The following is a 19,435-nucleotide window of genomic DNA, read 5'->3' on the forward strand; positions in this document are numbered from 1 at the left end:
GAGATCGTCGTGGAGCAGTCGTTGGTGCTCACGTTCGCCGAGCTCGAGTTCCTGCTTCGGGTGCGCGAGCCCGAGATCGCCACCATCCGCGAGGACCTCGGCCTCGCGCCGGCGGACGACGCGGTGGCCGCGGCAGGGCTGGCATCCCTGCTGGCCAGGGGACTGTGCGAACCGGGTGACGGTGGTGTCGTCCCTGTCCCGGAGTTGAGGGCGGTAGTGGCGGCGCTCGCCACCGCGGACCGCGTGACCAGGGTGCTCGATCTCGGCGACGGCTCGGTGGAGCTCGGTGCCGTCGTCACGGGGCCGAACGTCCACATCGGACTCACGGCCGTCGGGTTCGGACAGCACGTGGTGCAGCCGATCGATGTGGCCTCAGGAGCGGCAGAGCAGGTGCGGCACGTGCTCGGCAGGGCGCTCGGGCGTGAGTCCGCGGTGCTGGTGCAGTCCCGTACCGCACGTGGTCAGGTGAGCATCGCGATCGCCATCGACGGCGAAGGTGCCTGGTACCTCTCGGATTCCGAGGGAGATCCTGACCGCGGCACCCCGGTCGGTGAGGACGAGGCCCATGCGCGAGTCGCCGAACTGCTGGCCGATCCGGTGGGTGTGCGATGACTGTGATCTCGACCGGTGTCACCACACATCCCGGTGTGGTGCGGGAGGCCAACGAGGACGACGCGATCGCGGGCCGGCGGGTCTTCGCAGTGGCCGACGGTGTGGGCGGGCATGCGGCGGGCGAGGTCGCCAGTGCGTTGGTGATCGCGCGGCTCAGGGAACTCGACCAGGTCGAGGGAGCAGGGCCGGAGGACGTTCGGGCGGCGCTCGCGGACGCCCGGCGCGCATTGCAGGAGTCCGAGCACGGTGGCATGACGACAGCTGCGGGGATCGCGCTCGTCTCGGTCTCCGGGCGACCGCACTGGGTTGTGTTCAACATCGGTGACTCGCGGGTCTACCGGCTGGACGGCGTTCGGCTGGCGCAGCTCACCGTCGACCACTCCGAGGCGCAGGAGCTCGTTGCGGCCGGATTGCTGACGGAAGCTGAGGTCAGGACCTATCCGCGCCGGAATGTCGTCACGCGTGTGCTCGGAGACGAGGGCGGTTCCGATCCGGACATGTGGTTGTTCCCGCCGTGTGCGGGCGAGCGGTTTCTGATCTGCACGGACGGGCTGACCAACGAGGTGTCCGACGACGGGGTGGAAGAGCTGCTCCGGCGGCACGCCGGTGCGCGGGAGGCGGCCGCTGCTCTCGTCGAACTCGCGGTGACGGCGGGAGCACGGGACAACGTCACCGCAGTGGTGGTCGACTACCCCGTCGTGGAGGACGTCGCCGCTGCCAGCTGTGACACGGCGCCGCGGATTCCGCGATGAGCGATGTCAGGTACGTGCCGGGGTCCTGGGTGGCGGTGGTCGGGGAACAAGCGTGGCTTCTGCTGGCCGTGACGCCCGAGTCCGATCTCGTCGGCCGTTGCTGGGACCTCGTGCGGACGGACCACTCCCTGGAAGAGGTGCTCGCAACGATCATGCACGAGGGTTTTCGTGCGGTGAGCGGATTCGCGCTCGTCAGGCTCGCTGCGGAGGAGAGGCGTGCGGTCGTGCGGGGCGAGGCGCGGTTGGAGGTCGTACACGAGTCGGGTGCTGCCGAAGAGATCAACGCGGTGGGGGTCGGCACGTGGGTCGACCGCAACCTCGCTGACGTGGCGGGGCTTCGCCTGAAGGCGGGACCGGGTGGACCGGAGCTGCCCCTGCAGGGAGGTGTGGTGCTCGCGAGCGAACTCGTGGTCGCTCTGTCCGGCGCGGTCGAGCTCGCACCGCGACCGGTTTCACGTCCTGCGCCACCTGCGGCCGTCGATCAAATCGTTGTACAGCACGAGGAACCAGTCGATGTGACCATCGTGCGTGACCAGGTGCCTCCGCCGCTGTGGCCGGCGCCGCAGCCCCGGACGACTCAGCAGGCCGGGGTGATCCAGTCGTTCGACTGGGCGCCCCCGGTGGCGGTTGCCCAGGTCGAGCCCTCTCGCCAGTCCGAAGCGGTCACCGAGACGCAGTTGCGCACCAACGACCTGGCTCCCGATCACACGCGGATGATGCACGGTGGCAGGACGTCCGGGCCACGTATGGCGCGTGCGAAGAAGTGCCATGCGGGTCACCTCAGTTCGGAACACGTGACGTACTGCAGGGTGTGCGAAGACCCACTGCCCGACCAGATCGCCGCCATGATGCCGGTGCCGGTGCTCGGAGTGCTGAGACTGTCCAACGGCGACACCATCCCGCTCGACCGCAACGTCGTGCTGGGACGTGATCCCCAAGGTGACCGGGGAAGTGTGAATCTCGTGCAGATCGGCGGGGAGATCGGCACGGAGATCTCCCGGACGCACGTGGAGGTCCGGCTGGAGGACTGGGACGTGCTCGTGTGCGACCTCGGTTCGATGAACGGCACCAGCGTGTCCCGGCCCGGTTGCCCACCGGAGAAGCTCGCCGCGCACATCGCCGACGTCCTCTACCCCGGCACCCGCGTGCTGCTCGGTGACCAGTTCTCCTTCACCTTCGAGGTGACCGGATGAGCATGGCGCCGCCTCGGATCCCGAACTACGAGTACCGCGCCGACATCGGCGGTGGCGGTTTCGCGATGGTCTACCGCTACTTCCAGCCCGGCCTCAAACGCGACGTGGCGGTGAAGACGCCCAAGTCAGCAGAGTTGTTCGAGGATCTGCGCAAGCAGTTCGTCGCCGAGGGCGAGTCGATGGCCGAGCTCGGCAGCCACGAGAACGTCGTCGCGGTCTACGACACGGGCACAGCGGCTGACGGGCGTCCGTACCTGATCATGGAGTACTGCCCAGGCGGTGATCTCGCGGGAGGGACACCGCTGCCGGTGGAGAAGGTGCTCGACATCGGGGTGCAGATCGCGGGTGCGGTCCAGACCGCGCACGATCTCGGCATCCAGCACCGCGACATCAAGCCCGCGAACGTTCTCGTGAACAAGCACGGCAAGCCGTGTCTCACCGACTTCGGCATCGCCGGGCGTTCCACGGAGGAGGGTGGGAGCGGGCAGCTGGCCTTGTCCCCGCCGTGGTCCGCACCAGAACTGCTGCTCGGGACCGCGAGACACGGAGTCCCGACCGAGGTGTTCTCACTCGGGGCCACGCTGTGGCACCTCATCGCGGGGCACTCGCCGTTCATGTCGCCCGGAGCCGGCCACTCGCTCGAGGCGGTCGAGCGGCTGATCGTGTCCGGCTGGCGGCCTCCCTCGCTCTCCGCACCGGAGGACCTGAAGAGACTGCTGCTCGCCGCGATGGCGCATGAGCCGCGGGAACGACCGTGCTCGGCGCTGGAACTGGCCAACGGGCTGCGGCGGATCCAGAAGGCCCAACGGTTCGGTGAGACCCGATACGTCCGGATGCCCGCCGCGTCACCGCAGAAGACGCCCGAACCGTCGTTCGTGGTGCCTCCTCCGCCGGTCGCGCCCATGACGCAACGCAGGGCGGTTCCACCTACGCTGAACACGGCACCGCGTCCGTCGAGAAACGCCCCGGAAACGTTGCTGCGCAAGGGATCGGCTCTGCCCGTGACGATCCACCGGGAACTGCCGCCGGTCCCGGAACCACCACCACAACCCGAGTTGCCGGTCCGAGTGCGCTGGCCGCACTACGTGGTCGGCGCTGTGGCGGCCGCGGCGATCGTCGGTGTGGGTGCTTTCCTGTTGTCAGGACAGGAGAAGCCGTCCGGGGGACCATCGGCGACCACCATCGCGGGCGATGCTCCCGAGCAGAACGCCGGTGCGGACAACGCGCCTCCGGGCAGGCCCGTGATCACCGCGACGAGACTGGACGAGAAGACTGTCCGGTTCGCTTGGAATTATTCGGCCCAGCAGGCGACGGACACGTTCTCCTGGCGCACTTCCGACGGTGCGCGCACCGGTGTGCAGGAGAAGGCCGAGGTGGACGTCGAGGGCGCGAAACCCCTGTGCCTGCAGGTCAAAGTGGTGCGCGCGGATGGCGGCAACGCGACTGCGGAGTGGTCGCAGGAGAGCTGCGCCTAATCGTTCTCCGGCATTCGAGTGAATGCTGCAACGAATTAGTGGATCGGCCCGATAGGCGGTTGACGGAACCGCAGGCGCACACACGCGACCTCATCGAGGGGAACAGTGGGATTCATTCGAAAGCACCGGACCACGATCGCTTCCGGAATGGTGCTCGTTCTTGCTGCGGCCTCGCTTGTCGCCTATGCGTTCACGTCGAACGGCAACCCGGTGCGCCAGGTCGACCTCAACGATGGCGGCGTGTGGGTCACCAGTGACCGCGACGGGTTGTTCGGAAGGCTGAACAAACCGGTCGGCTCGCTCGACGCCGCGTTCAACCCGCCGGGCGGAGCCCAGCGCACCTACCAGCTGGACGTGGTGCAGGACGCCGCCGCGGTGGTCGCGCGGGACCGGGCGGGCGGCAAGCTCTACCCCGTCGACGTGTCCCGCGCCGTGACGCTGGGTGATCGGGGAGCGGTGTTGCCCAGCGGCGGTCAGGTCGCGCTCGCGGGCGGCACGCTCGCCGTGCTCGACCCCGGCGCGGGCAAGGTGTGGGCGACGAGGGTCGACGTCCAGGCCGGCGTGAGCGCGCTGGACCGGGTGAACCAGGAATCCGCGCCGATCGCCGCGCTGGACGCCGCCGACGCCGCCGCGCTCGCCGTCGGACTGGACGGCACGGTGCACGCCGTCTCGGCCAACGGCCGCACGGTGACGGTCAGACCGGAAGGAGCGGGGTTCGCCGAACCCGCGTACGGCAAGCTCACGACGAGTCCCAAGTCGCCGAGGATCACGGCGGTGGGCGACTCGGCGGTCGTGCTCGACACCGAGTCCGGCACCCTCTTCCTCCCCGGAGGACGCACTGTTCAGGCCGGGCGCGAGTCCGTGCTGCAGCAGTCCGGTCCGGACGTGCCGGCAGTCGTCGTGGCGGCCAGGGACCAGCTGAAGGCGTTCGACCTCGACGGCGACGGCACCGCGACCCTGCACGAGGGCGTGAACGGGGCACCGACCGAACCGGTGCGGCTCGGCGACTGCGTGCACGCAGCCTGGGCAGGCGCGTCCGGTGGCTACTTCCGCTCGTGCGGTGGCCAAAAAGCATCGCCCGGCAACCTCAAGGACGCGAAGGCCCTGGTCCAGCCGGTGTTCCGGATGAACCGCAAGGCGATCGTGCTGAACGACCTGGCCACGGGCGCGGTCTGGGACCTGAGCACGCAGCACAAGGTCGACGACTGGCAGTCGGTGCGGCCCCCGCCTGAGCAGAACCCCAGCGACAAGGACAAGAACGAGAACACCACCGAGTCCGCGAAGGACAAGCCGCCGAAAGCCACCGACGACACGCTCGGCGCGCGCCCCGGCCGCACGACGGTCCTCCACGTGCTCGACAACGACTCCGATCCAGCCGGGAACATCCTCTCCATCACGGCCGTGAGCGACCTCGACCGCAAGGACGCCGGGCTGGCGATCGCCCCGGACGGCCAGACCGTGGAGGTGACGCTGCCGGAGCAGGCCCAGGACGTGCACTTCAAGTACACGGTCGACGACGGCAAGGGCCTCAACGCCACGGCCGCGGTCACCGTGCAGGTGCGCACCGGCACGCAGAACGAGCCCCCGGCCGTGCGCAAGGGCGCCGTGCCGTACGACTGGTCCGTTGCGTCGGGCGGTCGGCTGACGCTGCCGGTGCTCGCCGACTGGCGCGACTTCGACGGCGACCCGGTCGTGCTCATCGAGGCGGAGGCGAAGGCGGGGGTCGCGACCACTGCGAACACGGGGTTCGTCGAGTACGCCGCGCCCGTCGAGGCAGGCCGGCAGACCATCGGGTACAAGGTCACCGACGGCATCGCGGACCCCGTGGCGGGTGGTGAGCGCGTCCTGGTCCTCGACCCTGCCGCGCCCACCGCGTTGCCGCCGATCGCCCGCCCGGACGTGGCACGCGGCCAGGTCGGCACGCCGGTGCTGATCCGGCCCCTGGAGAACGACCTCCCCGGCGCCGATCCCGTCGACCCCTCCGCCGAACTCCGGCTCGCCGCTGACGTGGCGCCGCTGGCCGGCACGACGATCACGACCGACACCAGGACCGGCCTGGTGACGCTCACCGCCACGAAGCCCGGTACGTACCCGCTCGACTACACCGCCGCGTTCGGCAACGCGCCGTTCGCGAAGGGTGCCATCCGCGTGGACGTCACCGCCGCCCCCGACTCGCCGCTGCCACCGGTGGCGATGCCCGACAGCGCCGTGGTGCGCGGTCAGGAGCCGGTCGTCGCCGACGTGCTGGCCAACGACTTCAGCCCCGCCGGATCGGTGCTCGGGGTGCAGCACGCGGAGAGCGCCTCGGAGCAGCTGGAGGTCGCTGTCGTGAAGGGCAGGTGGCTGCGGATCAACGCGACCGCGCCGGTCCTCGACCGCAACCCGCAGATCGTGCGCTACACCGTGACGGACGGCGTGACCAGCCCAGTCGTCGGCGAGGTCACCGTCACCCAGCTCCCGCCGCCGGCCGACGACACACCCGTGCCGAAGGACGACCGCGCGTCGGCCCGTGCCGGTGACTCGACCACGATCCCGGTGCTGGACAACGACATCTCACCTGCCGGTGCGCCACTCACCTTGCAGTCCAACGTGCAGGGCGCACCGGGCACCGGCAGGCTCACCGTCATCTCGCGCGACGGCCGCCAGGACCCCGGCACCGCCTACGTCTCGGGCGCCGTCGTCCGCTACGTCGCACCCGAGCGCGCCGACACCCCGTTCGTCGCCGAGGTCTCGTACGTGGCGCAGAACCCGGACGGCGACCAGGCCGTCGGCAGGGCGCACGTCACGGTCAACCCGATGCCGACTCCCGCCAACCCGAACCAGCCACCGGTGCCCGAACCCGTTGAGGTGCGGGCCGTCGCGGGCGATCGAGTCACGATCACCATCCCGTCGAGCGGGGCGGATCCGGACGGCGACTCGGTCGCGGTCACCGGTATCGCGTCCGCGCCGGTGCTCGGCCGCGTTGTGGGAATCGCCAGCACTTCCCTCACCTATGAGGCGTTTCCCACTTCCAACGGCACGGACACCTTCGGTTTCGTCGTCACCGACGCGTTCGGCCGCACCGGCGAATCCCTGATCCGCGTCGCCGTGGTGCCGCCGGGGGACCCGCAGCCGCCGGTCGCCGTGGACGACGTCGTGACCGCCGCACCCGGTGCGCGCCTCGCGGTGAACGTGCTCGCCAATGACGTCCAGGCGCCCGGCGACACCGTCGTCGTCGAGTCGCTGAAGGATCGCAACCCGTCGTTGCCCGATGACGTGCGGGAGGACGAGGGCCGCATCGAGATCACCGCGCCCGACCTGACCGGGAAGCCGCTGGTCGTCACGTACGGCATCACCAACGGCCTCGGCCGGCCGTCCCTCGCGAAGCTCACCGTGCGCAGTCAGGCCGACTACCGGATCCCGCCGGTCGTCGCCGAGCTCTTCCCGGTCGTGAAGAAGGACGACAGCGCTGTCGAGGTGGATCTCCGTCCCGTGGTCGCCGACCCGGACGGCGACCAGGGCCGGCTGGAGATCACCAGGGTCTTCCACGGCCAGGCCGAGGTGTCCGGGTTCAAGGCCACCGTGCCCGTCGGCGACCACCCGCGCACCATCGCCTACGAGGTGAAGGACGAGTCCGGCGCGACCGCGGCCGGCCTGATCCACGTGCCGTCGAAGGGCACCGGAGCGCCGAGGGCCTTCCCGGACAAGCTGATCGAGGTGCCCGCCGACGGCTCGATCGCCGTGCAGGTGAAGGACTACGTCGACGTGCCGTCCGGCAAGGAGCCGAAGCTGACGACGGTCGACAAGGTGACCGCGGCGCCCGTCACCGGGCTCGAGGTCCGCAACGAGGGCGACACCGGGCTGGTCCTGACCGCACGTGGTGGCTACACCGGACCTGCCGCCGTGACGTTCCAGGTCACCGACGGCAACTCGCTGACCGATCCCGACGGCAAGACCGCCCTGATCACGGTGCCTGTGCAGGTGGGGCCGGACGCTCCGGTGCTGCGCTGCCCCGCGTCCGCGCTCACGGTCGTCGAAGGCGGCGTGCCGGTGAAGATCGACGTCACCTCCGTGTGCCACGTGTGGGTCGCGAACCGCGCCAAGCTCGGCGAGGTCCGTTACTCGGCGACTTGGACGGCACAACCGGGCGGCGTCACGCTCGAAGGCTCCGGCGAGCGCACGCTGACCGTCACCGCGGCGGGCGGCGCGAAGCCCGGTTCGACCGGGACGATCGAGGTCGGCGCCGGCGACGGGCCCAAGGGCAAGATCGCCATCAAGGTCGCCGCCGCCCCGCCTCCCACCGTCTCGCCGGTGACGCTGGACGGCGTGAAGGCCGGTGACGTCGCCACCGTCGACCTCGTCTCGTACGTGCGCTCACAACTCCGCGATCCGAAGATCACGGTCGTCGCGGTGAACCAGGTGAGCGGCGCCGGGGCGAGCGCGACCAACGAGGGTTCGACCGTCCGCATCACCCCGGACGGTGACGCGCACGGCGCCATCGATTTCAACGTCGTCGTGACCGATGTGGCCGATGCCGGGCGGGACGACCGCAAGGTGACCGGCCGGATCAGGGTGAACGTGCTCGGCGTGCCCGACGCCCCCGGCGTTCCCACGCCGGGCCGGACGGTGCTGAGCAAGGTCGTCGAACTGTCGTGGAGCACGCCGTCCGGCAACGGCGCGCCGATCGACTCCTTCGAGGTCGACTACGGCAGTGGCAAGCAGGTCTGCGCCGCGTCGCCGTGCACGATCACCGGCCTTTCGAACGGCACCGAGTACACGTTCACCGTGCGCGCGCACAACCTCGTCGGCTGGGGCAAGCCCAGTGGCGGATCCGCACCCGCACAGCCGAACACGGTGCCAGGAGCGGTGTCCGGACTGAGCACGTCCACGCCGCGCGACGGCTCATTGCAGTTGAGCTGGACAGCTGCGCAGAACGACGGCACGCCTGTTCTGCGCCATGAGATCTCATGGTCCGGTGGCGGCCGCACGACCGCACCCGGCGGCGCCACGAACGTGACCGCGACCGGGCTCGACAACAACGCGCGGACCGTGTTCACCGTGATCGCGGTCAACTCGCAGGGACCGGGCCCGGCGGTCACCGTCGAGGGGCAGTCGGCGGGTGCGCCGGACGCTCCCGCGGCGCCGTCGTTCACCGCGACCAACGCGGCGAACGCGCAGACCCGTGCCGTGACGGTGTCGTGGGGCGCGGTCGGGGCGAACGGGCCCGGCCCGGCCACCTACACGCTCACCCGCACCGGCGGCGGCACCAAGACCGTGTGCTCGAAGGTCACCGCCACGACCTGCGTCGACGACGGCCTGCAGAACGACGGCACGATCTACAGCTACACCGTTGTCGCCGCCAACGCCGCCGCCGAGTCCGAACCCGCCGGCCACACCTCGCCCGCCAGCGCGCCCGCCCAGATGGAGGCGACCGCCACCCCGGACCCGATCACGGGGTTCTCCGCGGCGCCCACCGGTGCCGACGGGCAGGCGACACTGCGCTTCGACGCACCTGCCTCGCACGGCAAGTCCAACACTGTGAGCTGCACCTGGTCGGGCGGCTCCTGCGGGACGTGGACCTACCCGACCGGCGGGCAGGCCGGTGCGACGCAGACGGTCAACGGTCTCCCCAACGGGCAGCCGGTGACGATCAACCTGCAGTCGTGCAACGGCAGCGGTGGTGGTGCATACGCGGGCAACCCGTGCAACAGCCCGGTGTCAGCGGGTGTGACGACTTACGGTCCGATGCGCGACCTCGTGCTGAACACGTCCGCCAACAATACGGCTGTCAACTTCTCCGTCTCGGTCAACCCGAACGGCAAGCCGGCCACCGTGCAGGTGACGACGAGCCACGGCTTCAACCAGTCGTTCACCACGGGTGTCGGCGGGTGGAACTGGTCGAGCGGCCAGGACGTCGGCTACTCGCAGAACGTGACCGTGTCGGTGACGGTGTCCGACGCGGGGCGGCCGTCGCTGAACCAGTCCCGGCAGCAGGCCACGCCTCCGCCTCCGCCCCCGCCTCCCTCCGTGGCCGTGTCGAAGGGTGCGGCGTGCGGTGCGGGCGGCTGCAACGGCACGGGGGTCTGCACCTCGTCGGCGTGTGCCTACGTGGTGGTGCAGACGGCGAATTTCACCGGAAATGTGACGTGCACGTTCAACAGCGACCACGGCCCAGTCGGATTCGTCAACGAGAACTTCGGGCCCAACGAGCGCAGGCAGACGAGGAACTATTACGGATATCCGGGTGAACGGGTTTACGTCACCTGCGGCGGTGTCCAGGGATCAGTCGTCTGGTGATGACGCGAGAACAGTGAAGGAAGAACAATGACCGCCACTCCTGAACAGGCACGGCTGTTCGCGCAGACCTTCGAACAGATGGTCCAGAACATCTCGCGCGCTATTTCCGGCAAGGAGCACGTGATCCGTCTCGCGCTCACCTGCCTGCTCTCCGACGGCCACCTGTTGCTCGAGGACTTCCCCGGCACGGGCAAGACCTCTCTGGCCAAGGCGCTCGCGAACACCGTGCAGGGCAAGAGCACCCGGATCCAGTTCACGCCGGACCTGCTGCCGTCGGACGTCACCGGTGTGCAGATCTACAACCAGCAACTCGGCAGCTTCCGCTTCCACCCCGGCCCCATCTTCGGCTCGATCGTGCTGGCGGACGAGATCAACCGCGCGTCGCCGAAGACGCAGTCCGCCATGCTGCAGGTGATGGAGGAAGGCCGCATCACCGTCGACGGCGAGACCCACCAGGTCGGCTCACCGTTCATGGTGATCGCGACGCAGAACCCGATCGAGCAGGCCGGCACCTACCGGTTGCCCGAGGCGCAGCTCGACCGGTTCCTGATGAAGACCAGCGTCGGGTACCCGGACCACAACGCCACGGTGGCGCTGCTCGCCGACGCGGCGACGCGGGACCGGTCGGCCTACGTGCCGCCCGCCATCGCCGCGAACGCGGTGTCGCAGCTGACCGCGCTGGCGGATCAGGTGCACGTCGACCCGGCCGTGCTCGGGTACGTGAGCCGGATCGCTGAGGCGTCACGGTCACATCCCGCCGTGAGGCTCGGGGTCTCGGTGCGCGGCTGTCTCGCGTACGTGCGGTGCGCGAAGACGTGGGCGCTCGCGCAGGGGCGCACTCTCGTGGTGCCCGATGACATCCAGCAGCTCGCGCATCCCGTGCTCGGCCATCGGATCCTGCTTCGCGCCGAGGCGCAGTTCGACGGCGCCACCGTGGAGAAGGTGATCGACTCGCTGTTCGCGGACATCGAGCCCCCCGTTCTGCGAGGTGTCTGACGTGTGGCGGCTGCTGGAGGCGATCTCGCCGTCCGGCCGGCTTCTCGGCGTGACGGTGGTGGTGGCGTGGGTCCTCGGCGCGGTGCTCGGCTGGGACGAGCTCGTCCTGCTCGGCGCCACCGGCGCGCTGCTGCTGGGGCTGGCCTGCGCACTGACCCTGGGGCGCGGGGCCGTGCGGGTCCGCGTCGACGTCGCCAGCCGCCGCCTGCGCGCCGGCGAGTCCACCGGGTGCTCGGTCCAGGTCGAGCACCACGGCCGGAGGTCGTTGTTCGCGCCCGAGGTCGAGCTGCCGATCGGCGAGGACCGTGTCGAGGTGTTCGACCGCGGCCGGGAGATCGAGGTCGTCGGGACGCGACGAGGCGTGATCGGGGTCGGCCCGGCGGTGACGGTGCGCGGCGACCCGCTCGGGCTGGTGCGGCGGACGGTCGGGATGACGGACGTCGTCGAGCTGTTCGTGCACCCGGTGACCGTTCCGCTGGAACCGCTGGGCACCGGGCTGCTGCGTGATCTCGAAGGCTGCACCACCAACGACGTCTCGATGAGCGACCTCGCCTTCCACGCGCTGCGCGAGTACGCGCCGGGTGACGACCGCCGGCACATCCACTGGCGTTCTACGGCGAAGCTCGCCGCGTCCGCTCAGGACGCGAGGTTCCTGGTGCGGCAGTACCTCGACACGCGGCGCGCGCACATCGCCGTGATCGTCGACGGCGCGGAACAGTCCTATCCGGATCCCGAGGTGTTCGAGACGGCGTTGTCGGCCGGTGCTTCCGTGGTGACTCGTGCAGCGCTGGACGAGATCGACACCACCGTGGTCGCGGGAGATCACGTCTCCAGCCGCGTCGGCGGGCACGTGCTGGACGTGTTCGCAAGAGCGGCGCCCGGCGGCCTGAGCCTCGCGCAGACAGCCTCTCGCGCGGTGGTCGCGGCACCGGACGTCACCCTGGTCGTCCTCGTCACGGGCACGCGGCACGGCTACGCGGACCTCAGGGCGGCGGCGTCCGCGTTCTCGCCGGAGGTGCGCAAGGTCGTGCTGCGGGTGGACCCGGCCGGGTCCACCACGCGGTCGGCGAGCACCCCCTTCACCGTGCTCACGTTGCGGCGGCTCGCGGACCTCCCCGGGCTGCTCGCGGGAGGGACCCTGCAGTGACCAGACTCGTACCCCGCCGCGACGACCTCGTCGACGCCGCCTTCCTGAGCACCTTGTTCGTGGTGGCACTGCTGGGTTTCCACGGCACCTACAGCGACTGGGGCTTCCTGCTCGTCGGTTCTGCCGGGCTCCTGCTCGGCGTTCTCTCCGGGCACGTGGCGTCGGTGCTGCGCCGCCCGATGATCGCCGTCGCTGTGATGACGGTCGCGGTGTTCTTCCTCCTGGGCGGGGCGGTGGCGATGCGCGGCAGCGGGGGAGTGCCGACGCCCGCCACCATCGCCGGCCTGGCCGGTCTCGGCGTGCACGGCTGGAAGCAGTTGCTCACCACGCTTCCCCCGGTCGACGGCGCAGGCCCGTTGCTGGTGATCCCGTACATCCTCGGTCTGCTGTGCGGATCCGGTGGTTTCACGCTGGCCCGCAGGGTGTCGATGAGCGCGGCCCCGGCCTGCGCGCCACTCGCCGTCCTGGTCGCGGTGATCCTGCTCGGCACCGGCGAGGCGACTGGGCTGCTCGGCGCGGCGTTCGCGGCGGTGGGCACGGGCTGGATCGCGATCCGGTCGGCCCGGCGGCGCACCGGTGCCCGTGTCAGCGGAGTGCGCGTGACGCGGGCCGTGACCGCCGTGGTGCTGACCGGGGTGGCCGCCGGGCTGGCGCTGCTGGTGTCGCCGCTGTTGCCCGGGACCGGGAGCACGAACCGGTTGGTGCTGCGCAACTACGTCGAGCCGCCGTTCGAGATCGGTGCCTACGCGAGCCCGCTCGTCGGTTACCGCAAGCACACCAAGGACGCCAACCAGCTGTGGGACCAGACGCTCTTCACGGTCGAGGGCCTGCCGGAGGGTGGACGGGTCCGCATCGCGACACTCGACGGCTACGACGGCCGCGTGTGGGGCGCGACCAATGGTCCGTCCGGTGCAAAGGACCCTCTGCAGCGCAACAACTTCCAGCGGATCGGTGTGCGGATTCCCATCGCCGGGACCGGTGCGGAGACGGACGTGACGGTCCGGATCGAGGCGGCCTACGCGACGGCGGACGAGCTGAGCGCGTGGCTGCCGACCGCGGGGCAGGCGCGGGAGATCACCTTCGACGGTGAGCGGAAGGCCGATCACACCGAGAGCCTGCGCTACAACCTCGCGACGGCGTCGGGCATCGTCACCGACCGCTTGAAGGAAGGGGACACCTATCGGCTGCGGACTGTGATCCCCGCTCTGGGAGTCCCGGACGACGCGCAGCCGTTCGGACGGCCCCCGGTCAGCACCGGCGAACTGGCGTTCGTGCGGAGCAAGGTCGCGAAGTGGACCGGTGGTGCGACGACGCTCGCCGAGCGGCTGAAGGCGGCAGCCGCCTACCTGCGCGACAACGGCGCCTACACCGACGGCGGCCCCGGGGAGACGGAGTACCTGCCGGGACACGGCGCGGCGAGGCTGACGGCGTTCTTCAACGCCAAGAGGCCGGCGGGTAACGACGAGCAGTACGCCGCCGCGTACGCGTTGGTGGCCAACGAGATCGGCATGCCGGCGCGGGTCGTGCTGGGCGCCGTACCCGCTTCGGGCGGAGCGGTGCGCGGCGAGAACGTCCAGGCATGGGTGGAGATCCACCTCGCGGACGGGACGTGGGCCGTCATCCCGAACACCGAGTACATGCCCGACCGCTCGAAGAAGCCGGACAACCAGCCACCGCAGGAGATCGAGAACACCGACGCCGCCGTGGTGCCGCCACCGAACACGGTGAAGATGCCGAGCTCGCTCGTCGACGCCAGTCGCACCGACGGCAACGGCACCAGTCTCCCGCCACCCCCTCCGCCGTGCGGGCTGATCTGCGACGCGGGGGAACTCCTGGCCGATGTCGGCACGGTGGTGCTCCCGATCGGTGCCTTGATCGGTCTCGTCGTCGGAGCGAAGTCCGTTCGGCGCCATCGGAGACGGACGCGCGGCAGCACTCCGACCAGGTTTGCCACGGGCTGGCGCGAACTCGTGGACCTCGCGCGCGACCTGGGGTGGAAGGTGCCGCGCGGGCTGACGAGGAGGCAGGAGGCGACGACGTTGCGGCAGCGGTTCGACCTGAGCGGGCTCGCCGAGGCCGCGGACGTGCACGTGTTCGGCCCCGGCACGCCCGACCAGGCTGCGGTGGACGCTTACTGGGAGGCCGTGCGGCAGGCCAGGAGCACGATGCGCGCGTCAGTGCCGTGGTGGCGGCGCTGGCTCGCCGCCGTGGACGTGCGGACGTTCCTGCCCGCACGGGCGAGGTGACAGATGAAGATCAAGTTCACGCTGGCACGGTCCGGAGGTGTCTCCGTCGACCTCATGGCGACAGTGGACGCGGCGACCACCGTCGGAGATCTGGCCACGCACCTGCTGCGGGCCGACCCGCTCGGCGGGCACCAGGTCCAGGGCGGCGTCACGCTTTCGATCGCCGGCCGGGAACACCGCCTGCTCGATCCGCACCTGCAAGTCGGCGGCAGTGGGCTGCGCTCCGGTGCGGTCGTCGCTCTCGCCAGGGCGGGTGAGCGATACGTCGATCGCCCCAGCGGTGACGCGGCCGTGGTCGAGGTGGTCGAGGGCCCGGACTCCGGCCGGAAGTTCCCGCTGCACAGGGGAACCGCCGTGATCGGCCGTGAACCCGGTTGCGAGGTGCGGCTGACCGACCCGCTGGTGTCCCGTCAGCACGCGAGGCTGACGATCTCGGACGTCGCTCAGATCACTGACCTGGGCTCTGCGAACGGGGTTCAGCTCGGCGGGGCTGCGGTGTCGAGGTCGGTGCTGAGGCCCGGTGACCGGGTGCGGGTCGGCGACACCCAACTCCAGGTGCGCGTCCTGCACACGACACCGGGCGCAGAGGAGGCGGCGGTCGCGTTCGTCCGCTCGCCACGGCTGGACCGGTGCTACGAGGGCGTCGAGCAGATCGCACCGGAACCGCCACGCCGTCCGCAACGGGAGCGGTTCCCGATCGTGCCGCTGATCGCACCCGTGTTGATGGGTGCCGTGCTCTACCTCATCACCAAGTCCGTGCTGTCACTGGCTTTCGTGGCGATCAGCCCATTGATGATCATCGGGTACGCGATCGAGTCGATGCTCGCCGGTCGGTCCGCGTTCAAGAAGGCGACGGCCGTGTTCCGGACAGAGGTGGCGGAGCTCGCCGAGGCCGCGCGCGACGCGAACAGGGCAGAAGTGGCGGCTCGGTCCGAGGAACACCCGTCTTTCGCCGACTGCACGGCGGCCGCGGCACAGGGTGGTCAGCTGCTCTGGGCGCGCAGGCCCGGAGGCCGCGGTTTCGCCGAGATCAGGCTCGGCACCGGCCGCCTGCCCGCGCGCAACACCATCACACTGCCCGATCCCCGCGGGTTCGCCAGGGAGATGTGGACCGAGCTGGTCACCGCGGCTGAGCCGTTCGCGTTCGTCGACGGTGTGCCCGTGGTGGCACGACCGGCCGAGCACGGCGGTGTCGGCGTCGCGGGCTCGCGGCCCACCGCGCTGGCTGCGGCCCGCGCCCTCGTCGCGCAACTGGCCGTGCTGCACTCGCCGGCCGAACTCGTGTTCACGGGTTTCGCCTCGGCCCAGACCACGGCGGACTGGGACTGGGTGAAGTGGTTGCCGCACACGACGTCCCCGCACAGCCCGCTCGGCACGCGCCACCTCGCCGCTGACACCTCCTCCGCGGCGGCGTTGCTGTCCGAACTCGAGGCGCTCGTCGAGAGCCGGACGGCAGGCGAAGCGCCCGGCCCGTCGGTGTTCGTGATCGTCGAGGACGACACGGCCGGCGAACGCAGCAGGCTGGTGGAGCTCGCGGAGGTCGGCTGGCGGCATGGCGTCCACGTCCTGTGGCTCGCGGTGGACGTCACGCTGCTGCCCGCTGCCTGCCGCACGTATCTCAGCGTCGAACACGCCGATGGTTCCGGGCACGTGGGCTTTGCCCACGATGGAGTCCGTGTGGACGACGTCGCGGTGGACCTGCTCGACGCCGCGTCCGCCACCGAGCTGGCACGACTGCTGGCGCCGCTGGTGGACACAGGAGCGAAGGTCGACGACGCGAGCGACCTGCCCAGGTCGATCTCGCTGCTCAACGTCGCAGAGCCGGCGTTGACGCCGGCCGCGGACGTCGTACTGGAACGCTGGCAGGAGAACAGGTCCATCGTGCAGGGGCCGTGCGCGCCGCGGCAGCCCAGCCGTGAGTCCGGGACGCTGCGAGCGGTGGTCGGCATGTCCGCGACCGGGGCGCACGCACTGGACCTCCGCGCGGACGGCCCGCACGCTTTGGTGGGCGGCACCACGGGCTCCGGCAAGAGCGAGCTGCTGCAGTCGTGGATCCTCTCGCTCGCCGTGGCGCACAGCCCGCAGCGGGTGACGTTCCTGCTCGTCGACTACAAGGGCGGTTCGGCGTTCCAGGGGTTCGAGAGCCTGCCGCACGTCGTCGGCCAGGTCACCGACCTCACCCCGCACCTCGTGCACCGGGCGCTCACGTCGCTGTCCGCCGAGCTGAAGAATCGGGAGAGGCTCTTCGCGAGATACCAGGTGAAGGATCTCGCCGAGCTCGAACGACGGCACGCCGCCGCCGCGCCACCGAGCCTGGTGATCGTGGTCGACGAGTTCGCCGCACTGGTCAAGGAACTGCCGGAGTTCGTCGACGGGGTGGTGAACGTCGCGCAGCGGGGCCGTTCGCTCGGCGTGCACCTGATCCTCGCCACTCAGCGCCCCGCGGGCGTGATCAAGGACAACCTGCGCGCGAACACCAACCTGCGGCTGGCGTTGCGCACCGCGGACGAGGCAGACAGCGTGGACGTGCTCGGTTCACCGGAGGCAGCTTTCTTCGACCCGGCGCTGCCCGGCCGAGCGGTGTCGAAGACCGGGCCGGGCAGGCTGGTGCCGTTCCAGGCGGGCTACGCAGGCGGCTGGACGGCGGAGGTGGCTCCGCCGCCCGAGGTGTTCGTGGAGGAGCTGTCGTTCGGGCGCAGCGCCGTCTGGCAGGTGCGTGCCGAGGCGCCGTCCGTGGCCGACCTCGGCCCCACTGACATCACGCGGATGGTGCACGCGGTGCGCATGGCGTTCGGACGCGCACGGATGCAGACCCCGCACCGGCCCTGGCTGCCGCCGCTGAGGCCCGTCTACGACCTGACGACCATGCCGGCGCCGAGGGACGAGGAGATCGTCTTCGGCGTCCGGGACGATCCGGAGAACCAGGTCCAGCCCCAGGTGACGTTCACACCGGATGTCGACGGCAACCTCGCCGTGTTCGGCACCGGCGGCACCGGGAAGTCGACGCTGTTGCGAGTCGTCGCCGTAGCGGCGGGTGCCTCGAACTGCCAGGTGTACGGCCTGGACTTCAGCGGGCGTGGACTCGCGGTGCTGGAGGAACTCCCGCACGTCGGCAGCGTGGTCGCGGGCAACGACCACGAGAGGGTCGCCCGCCTGCTCGGACGGCTGCGGGAGGTCGTGGACGAACGCGCGGTCCGGTACGCGAAAGCCGAGGCCGGCACGATCACCGAGTATCGGCAGAAGGCGGGCGTGGCAGCCGATCCCCGCATCCTGCTGCTGCTCGACGGCGTCAGCGCGTTCCGCAAGGTCTACGAGGGCACCGAACGCAACCGGTGGTTCGACGTGCTGGTGGCGATCGCGAGCGAGGGCAGACAAGTCGGCGTGCACCTCGTCCTGTCAGCCGACCGCCCGCCCGCCGTGCCGTCCGTGCTCGCCGCCGCCATCCAGACGAGGGTCGCGCTGCGGCTCGCGGACGACAGCGACTACTCGCTCATCGGCGAGCCGGCGGGCGTGGTGGGCCCGTCGTCACCGCGGGGCCGCGCGGTGTTGCGAGGCAACGAGATCCAGATCGCGAACGTGGGCGAGCACGTCGACGTCGCCGCCCAGGCCCAGCGGATCAGGGCGATCGCACGGACGATGCGCGACCGCGGCATCCCCGCCGCCCCGGTGATCGAACGCCTCGCCGAGAGGTTCCCGTTGTCCTCCTTGCCCGCGAGCGTGGACGGGCTCCCCGTGCTGGGCCTCGCATCGGAGACCCTGGCACCGCACACGTTCGAGCCGGCGGGCGCCTTCCTCATCAACGGCCCGCCGAAGTCTGGCCGGACCACGGCCGTGCACGCCGTCGTCGCGGCCGTGCGCCGGTGGAACCCGGATGTCGCGGTCCACCTGCTGAGCAACTCAGCCCGTTCTGAGCTCGCCGGCCTCGGCCGCTGGGACACGACCTCGTGCGGTCCGGACGTGGACGACAACGCGCGCAAGCTGCTGGAGGGACTCGACGACTCCCGTGCCGTCGTGGTGCTGGAGAACATCGCCGAGCTGTCCGCGGCCGCGGCCTACACGCCTTCCTCTCCGGTGCTGGAACTCGTGCAGCGCTGTGTTCGCGACGGTCATCTTGTCGTCGGTGACGGTGACGCGCCCACTCTCCAATCCTCTCAGAACGTGTTGAACGCCCTGAGGGCGAGTCGCACGGGCCTGGCTCTGGCACCGGAATCCGGGGACGACACGTTCCGCACCAGGTTCCCTCCGCGGCTCAACCGCGCCGACTACCCACCAGGCAGGGCGCTGCACGTGGTGGGAGGCACCACCTCCGTGGTCCACATCGGACTGCCAGATCCAGAAGGAGCAAGCACATGACCGGTTTCATCGGTATGGACCCGGAGGCCGTGCGGACGCTGGCGCGTCAGCTGGAGGCCAAGGCGGGCGAGATCGACGCCATCGCCACCACGCTGTCAGCCCAGATCGACGGCACGACGTGGCTCGGCCGAGACGCCGACGCGTTCCGCTCGGACTGGGCGGGCAGCTATCGCACCCAGCTCATCGCGGTCGCCACGGCGTTGCGGGAGGCGTCGACGCGGGCCACGGCCAACGCGGCCCAGCAGGACGAGGCGTCCCGCGCCTGATCAGGAGGACACGGCGGAGTCGGTGACTACCGCTGACCTGAGCGGCGTGCTTCGACCTGGTAGAACAGGGTGGAGTACGCCGCTCGGTCGTCGGTCCGGCTGACCGCTGTGGCCCGAGG

The 19,435-nt window shown here is 70.5% G+C and carries 10 protein-coding genes; all 10 read left to right on the forward strand.

Going from position 1 to position 19,435, the window contains the following annotated elements; genetic code table 11:
* Positions 1 to 9 precede the first annotated feature (9 nt).
* The 10 genes from LX88_RS39120 to LX88_RS39165 all read left to right on the forward strand — a co-directional run bounded on the left by LX88_RS39120 (position 10) and on the right by LX88_RS39165 (position 19,316).
* Positions 10 to 612 carry a hypothetical protein gene (locus tag LX88_RS39120; protein ID WP_258952795.1) on the forward strand — a complete coding sequence of 201 codons (603 nt, stop codon included), beginning with the start codon at positions 10 to 12 and terminating at the stop codon, positions 610 to 612.
* Positions 609 to 1,364 (forward strand): PP2C family protein-serine/threonine phosphatase, encoded by a 756-nt coding sequence (locus LX88_RS39125; RefSeq protein WP_258952796.1) that lies wholly within the window; start codon positions 609 to 611, stop codon positions 1,362 to 1,364. The genes LX88_RS39120 and LX88_RS39125 overlap by 4 nt, the downstream gene beginning before the upstream one ends.
* Positions 1,361 to 2,557: an FHA domain-containing protein gene (locus LX88_RS39130; RefSeq protein ID WP_258952797.1), complete on the forward strand. Its 1,197-nt coding sequence runs from the start codon at positions 1,361 to 1,363 to the stop codon at positions 2,555 to 2,557. Before LX88_RS39125 ends, LX88_RS39130 begins: the two co-directional genes overlap by 4 nt.
* Positions 2,554 to 4,032: a serine/threonine-protein kinase gene (locus tag LX88_RS39135; protein WP_258952798.1), complete on the forward strand. Its 1,479-nt coding sequence runs from the start codon at positions 2,554 to 2,556 to the stop codon at positions 4,030 to 4,032. The genes LX88_RS39130 and LX88_RS39135 overlap by 4 nt, the downstream gene beginning before the upstream one ends.
* Positions 4,033 to 4,179: 147 nt before the next feature.
* Positions 4,180 to 10,308, forward strand: coding sequence for an Ig-like domain-containing protein (locus tag LX88_RS39140; RefSeq protein WP_258952799.1), 6,129 nt, complete (start codon positions 4,180 to 4,182; stop codon positions 10,306 to 10,308).
* 27 nt (positions 10,309 to 10,335) lie between these two features.
* A complete protein-coding gene (locus LX88_RS39145) occupies positions 10,336 to 11,304 on the forward strand; it encodes an AAA family ATPase (RefSeq protein WP_258952800.1) in 969 nt (322 codons plus the stop codon).
* 1 nt (position 11,305) lies between these two features.
* A complete protein-coding gene (locus LX88_RS39150; protein ID WP_258952801.1) occupies positions 11,306 to 12,451 on the forward strand; it encodes a DUF58 domain-containing protein in 1,146 nt (381 codons plus the stop codon).
* Positions 12,448 to 14,697: a transglutaminase TgpA family protein gene (locus LX88_RS39155; protein WP_258952802.1), complete on the forward strand. Its 2,250-nt coding sequence runs from the start codon at positions 12,448 to 12,450 to the stop codon at positions 14,695 to 14,697. The genes LX88_RS39150 and LX88_RS39155 overlap by 4 nt, the downstream gene beginning before the upstream one ends.
* A gap of 3 nt (positions 14,698 to 14,700) precedes the next feature.
* Entirely contained in the window at positions 14,701 to 19,050 is a 4,350-nt protein-coding gene (locus tag LX88_RS39160; RefSeq protein WP_258952803.1) for a type VII secretion EssC family protein, read from the forward strand.
* Positions 19,047 to 19,316, forward strand: coding sequence for a WXG100 family type VII secretion target (locus LX88_RS39165; RefSeq protein WP_258952804.1), 270 nt, complete (start codon positions 19,047 to 19,049; stop codon positions 19,314 to 19,316). Before LX88_RS39160 ends, LX88_RS39165 begins: the two co-directional genes overlap by 4 nt.
* The last annotated feature ends 119 nt before the right edge of the window (positions 19,317 to 19,435 follow it).

It is taken from the genome of Lentzea californiensis (assembly GCF_024648825.1).
Taxonomy (GTDB): domain Bacteria; phylum Actinomycetota; class Actinomycetes; order Mycobacteriales; family Pseudonocardiaceae; genus Lentzea; species Lentzea californiensis.

Excerpts from the sequence above, each read along its gene's own strand:
- LX88_RS39135 (WP_258952798.1), top strand. The coding sequence starts at position 2,554 with ATGAGCATGGCGCCGCCTCGGATCCCGAACTACGAGTACCGCGCCGAC.
- LX88_RS39140 (WP_258952799.1), top strand. The coding sequence starts at position 4,180 with ATGGTGCTCGTTCTTGCTGCGGCCTCGCTTGTCGCCTATGCGTTCACG.
- LX88_RS39165 (WP_258952804.1), top strand. The coding sequence starts at position 19,047 with ATGACCGGTTTCATCGGTATGGACCCGGAGGCCGTGCGGACGCTGGCG.
- LX88_RS39125 (WP_258952796.1), top strand. The coding sequence starts at position 609 with ATGACTGTGATCTCGACCGGTGTCACCACACATCCCGGTGTGGTGCGG.
- LX88_RS39130 (WP_258952797.1), top strand. The coding sequence starts at position 1,361 with ATGAGCGATGTCAGGTACGTGCCGGGGTCCTGGGTGGCGGTGGTCGGG.
- LX88_RS39145 (WP_258952800.1), top strand. The coding sequence starts at position 10,336 with ATGACCGCCACTCCTGAACAGGCACGGCTGTTCGCGCAGACCTTCGAA.
- LX88_RS39160 (WP_258952803.1), top strand. The coding sequence starts at position 14,701 with ATGAAGATCAAGTTCACGCTGGCACGGTCCGGAGGTGTCTCCGTCGAC.